At 42.0% G+C, this 13,601-nt stretch carries 12 protein-coding genes; 10 read left to right on the top strand and 2 right to left on the bottom strand.

The window, feature by feature from the left end:
- Positions 1–67 precede the first annotated feature (67 nt).
- From SRRS_RS19215 to SRRS_RS19170, 10 genes are all read left to right on the top strand, one after another.
- Positions 68–496 carry a DUF2809 domain-containing protein gene (locus SRRS_RS19215; protein WP_371362791.1) on the top strand — a complete coding sequence of 143 codons (429 nt, stop codon included), beginning with the start codon at positions 68–70 and terminating at the stop codon, positions 494–496.
- Positions 497–541: 45 nt separating this feature from the next.
- Positions 542–1,252, top strand: a complete 711-nt coding sequence (locus SRRS_RS19210; RefSeq protein WP_371362790.1) for a hypothetical protein — start codon at positions 542–544, stop codon at positions 1,250–1,252.
- A 241-nt stretch (positions 1,253–1,493) separates the two neighbouring features.
- Entirely contained in the window at positions 1,494–2,306 is an 813-nt protein-coding gene (locus SRRS_RS19205) for a ceramidase domain-containing protein (protein WP_371362788.1), read from the top strand.
- A gap of 29 nt (positions 2,307–2,335) precedes the next feature.
- Positions 2,336–2,908, top strand: coding sequence for a TetR/AcrR family transcriptional regulator (locus SRRS_RS19200; RefSeq protein ID WP_371362786.1), 573 nt, complete (start codon positions 2,336–2,338; stop codon positions 2,906–2,908).
- Positions 2,909–3,031: 123 nt separating this feature from the next.
- Complete coding sequence (locus tag SRRS_RS19195) at positions 3,032–5,143, top strand: AMP-binding protein (protein ID WP_371362784.1); 2,112 nt, start codon at positions 3,032–3,034, stop codon at positions 5,141–5,143.
- On the top strand, positions 5,136–6,302 hold the full coding sequence (lplT, locus tag SRRS_RS19190; RefSeq protein WP_371362782.1) for a lysophospholipid transporter LplT: 1,167 nt from the start codon (positions 5,136–5,138) through the stop codon (positions 6,300–6,302). Before SRRS_RS19195 ends, lplT begins: the two co-directional genes overlap by 8 nt.
- A 54-nt stretch (positions 6,303–6,356) precedes the next feature.
- Positions 6,357–7,160 (top strand): YwqG family protein, encoded by an 804-nt coding sequence (locus tag SRRS_RS19185; protein WP_371362780.1) that lies wholly within the window; start codon positions 6,357–6,359, stop codon positions 7,158–7,160.
- Between the two features lie 677 nt (positions 7,161–7,837).
- Positions 7,838–8,050, top strand: a complete 213-nt coding sequence (locus SRRS_RS19180; protein ID WP_371362779.1) for a hypothetical protein — start codon at positions 7,838–7,840, stop codon at positions 8,048–8,050.
- Between the two features lie 157 nt (positions 8,051–8,207).
- Positions 8,208–8,597: a hypothetical protein gene (locus SRRS_RS19175; protein ID WP_371362778.1), complete on the top strand. Its 390-nt coding sequence runs from the start codon at positions 8,208–8,210 to the stop codon at positions 8,595–8,597.
- Between the two features lie 323 nt (positions 8,598–8,920).
- Positions 8,921–10,642 carry a methyl-accepting chemotaxis protein gene (locus SRRS_RS19170; protein ID WP_371362777.1) on the top strand — a complete coding sequence of 574 codons (1,722 nt, stop codon included), beginning with the start codon at positions 8,921–8,923 and terminating at the stop codon, positions 10,640–10,642.
- A 135-nt stretch (positions 10,643–10,777) separates the two neighbouring features.
- Here the strand turns inward: SRRS_RS19170 and SRRS_RS19165 are convergent, their stop codons facing one another.
- The gene (locus SRRS_RS19165; RefSeq protein WP_371362776.1) at positions 10,778–12,478 is read right to left on the bottom strand and encodes a methyl-accepting chemotaxis protein; all 1,701 of its coding nucleotides are present in this window, start codon (positions 12,476–12,478) and stop codon (positions 10,778–10,780) included.
- 130 nt (positions 12,479–12,608) lie between these two features.
- The gene (locus tag SRRS_RS19160; protein ID WP_371362774.1) at positions 12,609–13,055 is read right to left on the bottom strand and encodes a chemotaxis protein CheW; all 447 of its coding nucleotides are present in this window, start codon (positions 13,053–13,055) and stop codon (positions 12,609–12,611) included.
- Positions 13,056–13,601 lie beyond the last annotated feature (546 nt).

Raw genomic sequence — 13,601 nt, 5'->3', positions numbered from 1 at the left:
TAAATAGAAAAGAATTGTTAATACAAATCCAAATTAATACATTTTACAACCTACTTCGGCGAAAGCAATGAGTAAAAGGAGGCGGAATATCGAAGTTCTTATGCGCAAAAGGGGATATTACGCAATTCTAGTAATAGGAGTTATCGCATTAGGCCTATTTTCCAGAGAACTATCCAATTGGTTGCCAAAATGGATAGGGGATATTTTATGGGGGATCATGGTCTTTTTCATTATGGGATTTCTTTTCAGAGATAGGCCTACTTTGAATAATGCGAGATGGTCAGCAATTTTTTCGACAGGGGTTGAGGTAGCTAAGCTCTATCATACGCCTTGGATAGATGCATTTCGCCATACCACGATTGGTGGCCTACTTCTGGGGCACGTGTTTTCAATACAAAATATTTTATGTTATTTTTCGGGGATTATTGTAGGGGCTGTTTGCGAAAAACTCTGGATAACGAAGAGAACTACAGCTCAGCGAAGAAACAAGTCTTAACCACATCTGGTTACCGGCTTCATAAACATGTATTGGAGAATGGTTATGTATTATTGGAATCAAAAAAATTTTAAAGGGTTAAAAGATATAGGTGAAAAATATTGTAATATATACGGGTACGAAGCTTTTGCAAACTACTGCTTCTTAAAGGAAAAGGGTTTAAAAAAGGAAGCATTACAAGCGGTTAATGCATTTGTTTTGTCTACTAAATGCAAGAGTATAGAGGAGCAAAGAAAAATTGCAAATGAGATTATATCTTTAAGTTATCATAATAGAGATATTCATCAGTTAATATCTCACCCATTAATGCAATTCCTGTTGGGAGTCTTCAAAAATTGGGCTGGAGAAGTCAGTGAGGATGCTACACCCTATCGATGGCTTGGCTACATAAGTAATGACTTGGTTTATTATGAAAAGGCACTTGAAATAAATCCAACTGACGAGATTTCGATTATTATGTTAGCTAAAGCTAGTTTAAATTGCATTGCCTATCAAACACATCATTTAAGTGAAACAAGATTTATTGGTAAACCCGATGATGCCAGATATAGCTTGGAAAAAGCCGATAAGCTTATAAATAGGTTGTCACAAGGAGAAGTAAAAGTCAGGTTACTTGAAGAGTATCATTACTATTTAAATTTAGTAAACAGGTGGACAGAATATAATCAAGAACAACATACACTATCCTTCCCGGAATGGTGTGAAGCTAAGGGGGTGCATTTTAACTTCTTGAGTATCATATATTACAATAAGTAACAGAAGGTGGAACGATATTTACGAATGAACTAGTCCTTTCAGAAAGACGAGCGTTTCTGAGAGGACTAGTTTTATTTACAAAAAAGTAAAATGATGTACCTGTCTCCATGTCCCTTTATTGCTGTATTAAGTGCTATAACGAAGCATAAAAAAAGTATTATTAGAAGCTTGACAATTATAATGGCAATGTATTACAATTTGGTTAACGATCGTTAACCAAATTGTAATAGGGGGAAAGAGAATGCCTAATACGATATCTTGGCAGCAGCTAAAGCTTTACATTTTAATGTTTGTAGTGATTGTTTCGGCTGGTAGCGTGTTCCATATGGAGCCGATACCACAGGATATTAATTACCATCTATTTGCCGATACCGGAGTTCGATTTGGAGTGGCGAATAGTAATGATGTTATTTCTAATGCCGGATTTATTATAGCTGGTATGATTGGTCTTAGGCGGATCAGGCACTGGGCATGGTCCCGCGAAAATAATTTATGGCGTTTTTTCTTTTTCTCGATAATACTAGTGGGCATTGGTTCAGCCTATTACCACTTGCAGCCATCCAACACAACTTTGGTTTGGGACCGGCTGCCGATGACCTTGGGATTCGCTTCTATGACTGCATGCATCTGCGGTGAGCGCCTGGGAACCAAAATAGGGCGGAGCCTCTTCTTGCCATTAACAGTTGGTGGTGTAGGCAGTGTTATTTATTGGTGGGCCACAGAGCAGGCGGGAGTAGGTGACTTGCGGTTCTATATACTAGTGCAGTATCTTTCGATGTTGCTGATACCGATAGTACTTCTACTGTATCCTAAACCGTGGCGGCAAAACAAATTCTACTGGTTATTACTCAGCAGCTATATTGTTGCGAAAATTTTCGAGTTAAATGATGTTGAAGTTTTTATCCTTACTCATCAGATAATTAGTGGCCACACATTGAAACATCTGGTGGCAGCCGCCGGTATGCTGATTTTCCGACCAGCGGCACGAGCGGATACTGGCATCTATCACAAAAGTACAATAATTTCGACTACCAAAAATTTTTTACATAATTAATTAACGATGGTTAATTGGGGGGCTATGAGATGCAACATTTATTGGGATACGGCGGAAAAAAAGGAGAGATATTAAAGGCCAGTTTAGCTTTGTTTGCCGCTAAGGGCTATGATGCTGTTTCGGTGCGGGATATTGCTAAGGCCGCCGGTGTATCCGAAGCAGCTTTATACAAGCATTTTAAGGGCAAAGAAGATATGGCCTTGTATATCTTTACAGTGATTATTAGCGATTATACAGAGCGAATAAAGCAAATTGACTGCAGTGAAGATGCGGCTGTTTCAAAACTCTGCCGTATTGTAGAGATCACTTACGATCTCTATCGTGAATATCCTGCGGAAATTCGTTTTGCGTTACTATCGCAGTACTCCTTCTGGGATTTAGTGGCCGAGGAAATCAAACCTCACTTCGTTATTCGTAAAATTTTAGAGGAGGGGATGGACAAAGGGGAGATACCACGGCAGGAGGTTTATTTTTGGATCATTGTGTTCACTGGTATCATGTTGCAACCATTAAATCAGTACCCGTATTTTCATGACGTGTTGCCTGAGTTTGATACCTTGAAGACAAAAATTACATCCCTGATAAATAAAGTGTTTAGCTGAGGAGGCAGTAGCAAATTGTCACGCGCAAGCAAGAAGTCGCGGAGATTATGGCGCGCTGTAAACTATTAGAGAAGTAGTATTGGCAGGTTGCGGGGGAAAACTTGCAACTGAGGGGGAGAAATTATGAAAGCTGTACTAAGAATCGTACTAAAATTGTTATTCAGGACCCGGTTGATTGGCGCAGAAGGGCTGAAATTTAGCGGCCCTTCGATAATATTACCCAATCATGTTTCGTTTCTTGATGCCATTTTTTTATATGCTTACTTACCGGAAGGCGCATGCTTTGTTATTAACACAACCATTGCTGCTAAGCTTAGCTTTATCTTACGTTGGGTCAATCATATCACTGTTGATCCGCTGAATCCTTATTCACTGAAGAAAATTGTGGGAGTTATTAAGGCAGGCCGTACGGTGGTTATTTTCCCCGAGGGTCGTATCACGACTACCGGAGGTCTGATGAAGGTTTACAGTGGCGTTGGTTTTATTGCTCTCAGAACAGGGGCGGTGCTGCATCCGGTAATCTTCCGCGGGCTGGAACTGTCCAAATTTTCCCGGGTAAAAGAAAAGTTGAAATCCCGCTGGTTCCCCAAGGTGAGTATCTATATTGGCAAGCCAGTTAAGATCAGTGTTTCGCAGGCGACAAGTTTTCGCCTGCAGAAGAAGGAGATTAGCGACCGCATTCTCACCTTGTTGCAGCAGTCGATGTTTCAGGCCCGGCAACAGCAGGAGAGCAGTACCAACTTGTTTGATAAATTGCTGGAAGCCGGAAAGTTGCATGGCACCAGTAAAATTATGGCGGAAGATATAACCGGTACAGTTAGTTATCGCAAAGCCATTATGGGCAGTTATATTCTAGGTGACAAATTGCAATGCATCTTGGATAAGGAAGAAACTGTCGGCGTTATGCTGCCAAACTCCATCGGTCATTTGTTAGCCTTGTTTTCATTGTTTTATCTTGGCAAGACTCCGGCTATTCTCAATTTTAGCGCCGGGCCTGCGAACAATATTGATTGCAGTGAAACCGCTGGCGTTAAAACAATTATTACCTCCCGGATGTTTATCGAAAAAGGAAAGTTTGAAGAACTGGAAGCCAGGCTGGCTGCCCGGTTCCGAATTGTTTACTTGGAAGATGTCAAAGGGCAGGTAAGCCTCGCTGATAAATTAACTGGCCTATATAAGTATCTTATCGGTAAAAAGGCAGCCGGGACAGGAAGGCTGATCCTATTTACCAGCGGCAGCGAGAGCAAACCTAAAGGAGTAGTTCTGCGTCATGAAAATATCCTTGCCAATATTAATCAGGTATCGAGCGTAATCGATTATACTCACCGGGATAAAATGCTGAATGCTCTGCCGATGTTCCATTCCTTTGGCCTTACCGCCGGTACCTTATTGCCGGTACTTAATGGTCTTGAGGTATTTCTTTATCCGAGTCCATTGCATTATAAAATTCTGCCGGAGATTGCCTACGACCGGAACGTGACCTTGTTGTTAGGGACGCCAACATTCCTTTACGGCTACGCCAAGTACGCCCACCCCTATGATTTTTACAGCCTGCGCTATGCCGTGGCTGGTGGCGAGAAACTCAAGGACGAGGTACGTCAAATGTGGCAAGATAAATTTGGCATCCGCATCTTTGAAGGGTATGGCACTACTGAGACGGCTCCGGTGCTGAGCTTAAATTCGCCACTGGCCTATCGGGCGGGTACGGTTGGCAGGTTCCTGCCCGGTATTGAGTACCGCACGGATGAAGTACCGGGTATTGAAGAGGGCGGCAACCTATTGGTAAAAGGACCTAACGTCATGGCCGGATATATGCTGTACGGCAAAGGTTTTATACCTGCGCCGGAATGGTATGATTGCGGCGACGTTGTTAGTATTGATAGCCAAGGCTTCCTTAGTATCAAATCGCGGCTCAAACGTTTTGCGAAAATATCAGGTGAAATGGTCAGTCTCGATGCCGTGGAAAAGGTCGCCGAAAAATGCTTCGGGACCGACCGCAATGCTGCTGTTAATGTACCTGATGCTAAAAAGGGAGAAAAAATCATACTATACACGATGCACAAAAACGCTTCTAAGCAGATACTCAGAGAAGCGATGAGCCAGAGCCGTCAGAGCATGCTGACTATGCCGGCGGAAGTTATTGTTGTTGATAAACTACCTCTATTGGGTAGCGGCAAAACCGACTATGTCACACTGAAAGGGTTGGCAGACAAGGAGGCCGCAGAAAATGCCTAGGATTTCGCCCCTGCGGGCACTATTTACCGCCCAATTTCTTTCCGCGTTCGTGGACAATATGATATTGTTTGTTATTCTGGCCATTATTAAGCGAGATAGCTATCCGGACTTTTACCTTTCTTATGTGCAGAGCATTTTTCTGGCCTCCTATATTATCTTGTCACCTTGGGTCGGCCGTTTTGCCGACCGAAAGCCGAAGGCCGAGGTACTTATTATCGGCAATGTCGTAAAAACCGTTGGTGTACTTTTACTATTCGTTGGTCTTGATCCTGCGATCAGCTATGCTGCCGTAGGACTGGGGGCCGTTATCTATAGTCCCGCCAAATATGGTATATTACCATTTCTCACTCGCAACGAGGATGAATTACTTAGAGCTAATTCCGGTCTCGAAAGTTATACAATTTTAGCTATTTTAACCGGTTCGGTGGCAGGCGGTTTTTTATCAGATCTGTCCATAAACCTGGCGCTGGGAGTTTGTGTGCTTTTATATGTCTCATCGATTGGTATTAATACCATCATAACTAAGGATCCTGGAGATAAAAGAATTGGTTACAACCATGCAATTAGTGAATTTTTCACAGATACTGCGGTTCTCTTACGTGATCGGCAGAGTCATTATTCCTTAGTTGGAACTGGCTCTTTCTGGATGGCTTCGGCAGTGCTCCGTATGATTATCTTTGCGTGGGTACCGCTTACTCTTGGAATAACGAGCGGCACCGCTATTAGTATGATTATCGCGGTTACCGGCGTAGGAATTGCGATTGGAGCTTTGGTTACTCCTTATCTAATTAGTATTAAAAATTATCAGCGTACGGTTTGGTTTGGCTTCGCCATGGGGGTGGCCATATTAGGGTTCCTTGCGATTACCAGTCTGCCGATAACTGTAATCGGATTACTTATTGTTGGCGTGCTGGGCGGGATATACATAGTTCCAATGAACGCCTGCTTGCAGCAAGTAGGTCACCATACGATCGGTGCGGGTAAAACCATCGCAGTTCAGAACTTCATGGAAAATACCTTTATGTTCCTTGGTGTTGGGCTATATACGCTAGCGACCAAAGGCGGGATTGCAACAAATGTTTGTTTAGGAGCCACGGCTTGTGTTCTTCTGTTGTTGGTTAGTTATATGTTTCTGTTGCTAAAGAAGAAAAAGATTTGAGGCAGTATAGTGGACGGTTAATGTCAGTAGAAAAATATAAGAGGATAAACGATTATGCAGCTAGGTAAGGTTTTCCCGTCTATTTTAAAAAATACGATTGAGTGTAGCTTTGTAAAAGAAGACAGTATTCCTATCGGATCGTCTAAGTTTGGTGGTCAGCCCGATCTCACGGTAAAAAGCAGACCGCTTAGTTTTTTAGCACAGATAAACTGTCAGGAGATCAGCAAGTATGATACGGAATCCCTGCTTCCAGCAAGTGGAATTCTCTATTTCTTCTACGAGCTTGATTCCATGTCATGGGGGTTTGACCCTAAGGATGCTGGAAGTGCAAAGGTGTTTTATTATGAGGGGGACATTTCCAAGCTTGCGCGCGTTGATTTCCCCGCGGATCTGGAAGAAGATTATCAAATGCCAGAGCTTAAAATACAGTTGTCAAATAGGAACGATCTTCCGTCTTATGAAGAATTCAGTTCGGACTTTGAATATGATGACATTGGCGATAAAGAAATGGACGATTATGATGATATACGGGAGAACTATCTAAATACTGAGGAGAAAAATACTATTAGTAAAATACTCGGCTATGCGGATGTTATTCAAGGGGAAATGCGGCTGGAATGTGAGGAAATCGCCAATAGTATTTATTGCGGCTCCCCGCAGGATATAGATAGTGAAAAATTTGTGAAGCTAAAGCAGGATAGCAAGCAGTGGCAATTGCTTTTTCAGCTTGACACCGTTGAATGTGATGATTTTGAATTAATGTTTGGCGATTGCGGCAGAATTTATTATTACATACGGAAAGACGATTTAAGAAATCGCAAATTTGATAATTGCTGGTTAATCCTGCAATGTTACTAATCTGGAAAAACCTTTGTGTCAGGCTTTAGAAAACGTAAGATCAGCTAATTAAAGTAAAGCCTTACGGCGGAGTTTTTTCAAACTTACTGGGTATGACAGAAAAAATCAACGCCGGTTGTCGGAATTAATTCCGCTAACCGGCTGCTTTATGGCTTGCCCTTGATGGTAAAAATGTCTGATAGCAAATCAATATTTTTTACCTTATCTACTTGCAATTCATGTAAAAAGATACTATATTAGGAATAGGTGGAAATTAAAAAGTAAAGTCGCCGTGTCCCATAGGTGGTGGAACACCTATAGGCACGAGCAGGTGAGGAAGCACCTACACGTAACAGCGAACTGTCCACGACGACAATCTTATTATACCTGTTTGCTATCTTGATTACAAGTTTTGGTAAATAGGCTATCAGGATTGGCGTGTAGAGCAGGAGCTGAGCGACTGCATGCACTATTCGCTTAAATATATCTTGATACCGGTTTGGCGGGACGCGTTGACAGGTTCTGCTAGCGTGTTTCCTGTATCATGATTCTGTAGCAATGAACGATAGAATCGCATGTGTAGGGTGAATAATCCTGCGTATGTGATTCTTTTTAATTTCCTCCTGTAAAAATCCCAATCATGGGTCATTACAGGAGGGCATAGAGCCTCCGTTCTTAAAAAAGGGAGGGTATTCATTATGGTGACGCTGTATCTACCGGATAAAGAAATTGAATGTGCCGAGGTTAGGCCAGTCAAATTTAAAATGCTCATTACGGAAAATGGGCACGAGTATTTACTACTATACGATTGGGGCCAGCAACATTTATATGCCGTAAAACGAGGGGAAGGGGAGCAGCTGGAATTTACTTACATAGATAAGACCATACGGGTGGAAGAAGAACTTCAGTAGAGGAGAATAGCTCAGTAGGCGTTTTTAACAGTCAAAAGTGGGGATTTGCAAGGTCAGTTTACCAAACCCCCACTTTTTTTAGTTGCTAGGCGGTACAAAAGGGACTCAGAATAATGTTCCTCTAATTCGTAGGACTATTAGGTATGAGGAGGGAGAAATGCCATACGAAACTACAAGAATAGTAGCTGAGCAATCTTATCAACACTGGATTGCAAATGAAATTGCTTTCTTTTGGCTGGTTCATTACAATGGGCGCACTTGCCATACTTATATCTTGGTTCAGTTGGTGGATAAAAGCAGATTAAGTCATCTCTTATTATTAGGGTCATTGTCTGCTGGTGGTTTTATTATAGGAGAGCTTATCCTAATCCAATTGCTTGGAGTGGCTGAATATCTATATATGTTTACAAATGGGATTATAGCAAGAGCACTTTTCCTTATGATAATTGCTATAGAGCAAAGCCAACCAGCATCAAAAACGAGTTCAAGAATCAAATCGGTAGTGTATAGTCCTCATAGAAATGTTTGCTTTATGACCACATATTAGCAATAGTTCACCTCAGTAGATTAATTTGCAAGATTGCTAATCATAAACTAGATTGTTAGGCAACCTCCAAGTGACCACTGTACGATTTTGATATACATTTTCGTACAGTGGTTATTTTGTTTTATAACATAATTGTCGAAAAATAGACATTTATGTCTAATTTTGCATTGGTACGTTTTTTGCTTAAAATCGTATCAAGTCTTACAAAACCAGTTAGTTGAGAAATGGATGGTGGTTATACGATAGAGTGACAATAATTATTTGTTTTAATATGATGAACAACCAAAAAAAACGGAGAATAAAAAATGATTAGGGGGAGAAACGTGAAGTGGTTTAATAATCTCAGGTTATTCGCAAAAATTTTGTGTTTAGTCGTTATCATGGAGGTATTTTTGGGTGTTGTCGGTTACATAGGGTACTATTATACCGGAAAGGCCAATCAAAGCCTGGCGGAAATGTATCAGGAGAGACTTTTATCTGTGGAGTGGCTTAATGATAACCGTAATCTGGCTAGAGCGGTTCAGGCTGATATTTTTGAATTAATGCTAACCACAGACAATAACCGAAATAAGGAACTGTTGGATGATATTGATAAACGGATAACAAAATTCAATACTAATATGGCTAATTATGAAAAGACCAAGCTTGATGCTGAGTCCAGCAAATTATTAGCCTTGACTAAGGCAGAGTTGGTAAAATACCGTGATACACGTAAGGTAGTAATCGAACTGGCGATGCAAAATAAAAACGCTGAAGCATACCAATATTATGTAAAAAATGTTGCTGAACCTTCCGAGAAATTTAACCAGTATCTGCGGGAATTGGCGGAGTATAACATACAACTGGCTGATAAAATTAACAAGCAAAATAATGAGGAATTTGTGTTTACAAAACATTTACTGAGCAGCCTGGTTACCGGGGCAATGCTGTTAGCACTAATTTTGGGTTGGCTGTTGGCCAGGAGTATTACTCAGCCGCTGAAACAAGAGTCAGACCATCTCGATAAACTGGCCCAAGGTGACTTTTCCATTAATGTGCCGCAGCAATTCTTGAATCGTAAGGACGAAATAGGTCATATGGCGGCAGCAATTGACCGTTTAAATAACAGTGTGTCCCAGCTTATCCGCCGGATTGCCGATTCCGCCGAGCATGTGGCGGCGTCCAGTGAGCAGCTTACTGCCAGCGCGCAACAATCGGCAGAAGCAGCCAGTAGTGTGGCGGACGCGGTGACGGAAGTAGCGGCAGGTACAGAGCAAGCAAAACAGTCAATAGAACAGGTACATAGTTCTCTGTCTGACCTGGACGGGAAAGTAATAACCGTTAAAACTGATGTGGAAGTTGTGACCAAGTTGGCCTACACGGCAAACGAGTCTACAGCTAAGGGAAAGCAAATCATCGATGATGCGGTCCGACAAATGCATAATATCGGTGAAACTTCCCATAAAGTCGATGAGGCAGTAAACAAGCTAGCCGTTAGTTCCCAGAAAATCAGTGAGATTGTTGGCATGATTTCCGGTATTGCCGAACAAACCAATTTACTGGCATTAAATGCTGCGATTGAAGCGGCGCGGGCTGGTGAGCAGGGAAGGGGCTTTGCGGTAGTGGCCGAAGAAGTCAGAAAGCTGGCAGAGCAATCACAGCTAGCAGCTACGCAGATCATCGGCCTGATCACGGAAAATAACACTGACATCGGTAGTGCAGTGTCGGCGATGCAGGAAGCGAACCATAACATCGCCAAAGGCGTGGATAGTGTAAATGTAGCCGGTAAAGAGTTTGAGACTATCGCCACTGCAGTAGCTAAAGTAGCCGAATTGGCTACGAATGTTGTAACCGCTGTCGAGGGCGTTGCGGACAGTAATCTAAATATCGTTAAAGCTTCTGATGAAATTGACAAGGTCGTTTCGGATACGACTGCAAACGCGCAAACTGTTTCCGCCGCCACCGAGGAGCAATCGGCTTCAATGCAAGAGATTGCTTCGGCAAGCCAGGTTTTGGCCAACTTAGCGCAAGATTTGCAGAACGCTGTAAGTAGTTTTAAAGTGTAAATACTTTTTTGCCGACAAATAATCTACAATCAACAGACACACCAGCATTTGTTTATACGTAAAGCCCGTACCTTTTAGGCACGGGCTTTATTTTATAACTCTAGTTAAGCTGCTGTTACAGGACTGTTTTACAGACTAAAGTCTAAATTTCTTTACCGCATCTTGTAATTCTTGAGCCATAGTTGCCAGACTTTGGCTGGCCGAAGCAATTTCCTCTACCGACGCGGACTGTTCTTCGGTGGCTGCCGAAACCGTTTGCGATTGTCCGGCAGTAGTCTTACTGATGTTTTCTATTTCCCGAACCGATCCAACAATTTGCTGACTGCCGGAAGCGAGTTGTTGAATGGCAGCAGATATTTCCTTAATATGATCGGATACTTCGTTGATGTGGTTCGTAATTTGCTTGAATGCATGACCGGCGGTTGTTACTACTTCTGCACCGATTTTGACTTCTTTAGTTCCTTCGGCCATTGCCGCTACGGCACTGGAAGTATCACTCTGGATTTCGCCGATCAATGCTGCAATCTGTTTGGCGGCATCTTGCGATTGTTCGGCAAGTTTACGCACTTCATCCGCTACTACGGCAAATCCACGGCCGTGCTCACCGGCACGGGCGGCTTCTATCGCAGCATTCAAAGCAAGTAGGTTAGTTTGCCCGGCAATCCCGGAAATTGTGTCGACAATTTGACCAATCTCTTTGGAGCGGTCACCTAGTTTGGCAACGACTTGTGCTGAGTTGATTACGGTTTTCTCGATATGCCCCATTTGGGTTACTGCCGTATCGACGGCCTTGCTGCCACTTTGCGCCGCGTTGGCTGTATTGGCAGACATTCCTGCTACGGTATTGGCACTGTCGGCAACATGTTTAATTCCGGCCGACATTTGCTCGACCACAGTGGAAGCTGCATTAGCTGCATTGACCTGTTTTTCCGATCCGTAAGCTACCTCGGTAATGGTTGAGGCAATATGATTGGCAGCTTGGGCCGACTGTTCTGCGCTAGCGGTCAATTCTTCCGAAGAAGCCGCCACTTGTTCTGAGGTAGTGCTTATTTGGGTGATGAGATGTTTTAAGTTATCAACCATCTCATTAAAGGCAATGGCGAGTTGTCCCAGTTCGTCCTGCGATTTGACGGTGATATTTTCCTGCAAATCACCTTTAGCAACCAGCTGGGATATGCGCAATAACTCATGAATCGAACGGGTAAGATAACGACTGATCTGATAGGCCGCACTAATTCCTAATAAGGCAGCCAAGGTGATACAGAATGTTAATACCCATTTGGCACTGCTATACAGCTCATCGACTTCTTTACTGGATATTTTGCCATGTTCTTGATTGAATTTAACCAAATCTAAGGCGGCCTGCGAGGCTGCGTTAAAGGACTGGAGGGATTGACCCTGCATTAACTTTGCTGCTTCTTCCGGTTTTAGATTCTTACTTAAAGCGAGAAACCTTTTGTCATCTTGAATATAATTTCCCCAGTTAGTTTTTAGTGCACTCCAGAGCTTTTTGTCATTCTCATCATAAAGTGTTTTCTCATAATTGGTTATTTGCTTTTCAATCTCTTTGCTATTTACTTCGAGTTCTTTATCCAACTGGATAATATCGTCCTGGTTGGTGGCCACAACACGCTTATATTCCGTAATTCGGTAGTTGTAGATAGCCTCATTAATCGAGTGGGCGACATCTACGCCATCAAGCCAGTTGTTTGCCAGTTCTGCTGATTTATCATTTACTACCTTTAGGTTATATGTGGCATAGAAACCTAAGGCTATCATCATTACAATTAAAAGACCAAATACTAAAAATAATCTCGCTTTAATCGTTAATTTCACAAATTTCCCTCCAAAAAATTCCGTTTTATACTATAAGTTACTACAAAAATTAAATATAAGATCCTTTCTGAAGAAGCGGGGAGAAATATCGATTCGGACTCCACGCAATGTCTATGTAGGACAGCTGCGATTAACTGACCTCTTTTAACAAATCTAAATCAATTGAGCTTAGCAATTTTTCCAGATCAAGCAGTATCAATAACCGGTCATTATCCTTACCGATACCACGGATATAGCTCTTGCCGTGCATCGCATTGTTCTGCGCAACTTCGATGGCAGCTTCCGCAAGTATTTTCACCTCAGTAACCTCATCAACTATGATTGCAAATTCCTGCCCGGCAGCTTCGATGATAATTGCCAGCCGGTCTGCTTTTTTTTCAGAATTTAATTCAAACCTGGCGCTTAATTCGATTACGGCAATCATCTTACCTCTGACGTTGATAATCCCTTCGATATAACTTGGTGTACCCGGCAGTTTGGTAGCACTCTGGTATTTAATAATCTCCCTTACCTGTGAAATCGAAACAGCGTATTCTTCTTTTCCTAAGCGAAACACAACTAATTGTTCTTCTGCCATTTAGTCTCCTCCATTTACTCAAGAGTACAAATCCTTGGCTCCATAGTTGGCGTCCAATCTTACTGTCTGGTAATCACCACCACAAAAAAAATGTCATATATTGTCGTAATGTGTCTATGACCAACTTACACCGCCTAGTAGTATTTGTCAATACGGATTTGTGGACTGTATAGTCAAGCTATTTCAATAGCTTACGGCATTTGATTAGTTCAAAAAGAAAATAATGGGACATAATTCATGATATGGATTAAGAAAACAAAACTAACCACTGTACAATTTTGAGCTACAATTTCGTACAATGGCTAGTTTATTTATTTTGAAGGAGTCGAAAAAACGGTATTTTTGTCGGTTTATTACGTTGGCATGTTTTCTGCATAGCCTTCTCATAAGTCTCGCATACAAGCTTTAGAGCGAAGGAGAAAACGGATGGTGGTGTTAGAACGTAGAGGGATAATGATTATTTTACACAACTAGCCAGTCAGTAACTGGCCCATGATTATTTTATATAAAAAGCTACTTCTATAGACTAAAAAAATTTCTATCTAT

Source organism: Sporomusa rhizae (assembly GCF_041428845.1).
Lineage (GTDB): Bacteria > Bacillota > Negativicutes > Sporomusales > Sporomusaceae > Sporomusa > Sporomusa rhizae.
Note: the sequence above shows the minus strand (reverse complement) of the source record. Positions and strands in the feature narration are given on the sequence as shown.

Coding starts and splice junctions, on each gene's coding strand:
- SRRS_RS19215 (WP_371362791.1), top strand. CDS start 68: ATGAGTAAAAGGAGGCGGAATATCGAAGTTCTTATGCGCAAAAGGGGA.
- SRRS_RS19210 (WP_371362790.1), top strand. CDS start 542: ATGTATTATTGGAATCAAAAAAATTTTAAAGGGTTAAAAGATATAGGT.
- SRRS_RS19205 (WP_371362788.1), top strand. CDS start 1,494: ATGCCTAATACGATATCTTGGCAGCAGCTAAAGCTTTACATTTTAATG.
- SRRS_RS19200 (WP_371362786.1), top strand. CDS start 2,336: ATGCAACATTTATTGGGATACGGCGGAAAAAAAGGAGAGATATTAAAG.
- SRRS_RS19195 (WP_371362784.1), top strand. CDS start 3,032: ATGAAAGCTGTACTAAGAATCGTACTAAAATTGTTATTCAGGACCCGG.
- lplT (WP_371362782.1), top strand. CDS start 5,136: ATGCCTAGGATTTCGCCCCTGCGGGCACTATTTACCGCCCAATTTCTT.
- SRRS_RS19185 (WP_371362780.1), top strand. CDS start 6,357: ATGCAGCTAGGTAAGGTTTTCCCGTCTATTTTAAAAAATACGATTGAG.
- SRRS_RS19180 (WP_371362779.1), top strand. CDS start 7,838: ATGGTGACGCTGTATCTACCGGATAAAGAAATTGAATGTGCCGAGGTT.
- SRRS_RS19175 (WP_371362778.1), top strand. CDS start 8,208: ATGCCATACGAAACTACAAGAATAGTAGCTGAGCAATCTTATCAACAC.
- SRRS_RS19160 (WP_371362774.1), bottom strand. CDS start 13,055: ATGGCAGAAGAACAATTAGTTGTGTTTCGCTTAGGAAAAGAAGAATAC.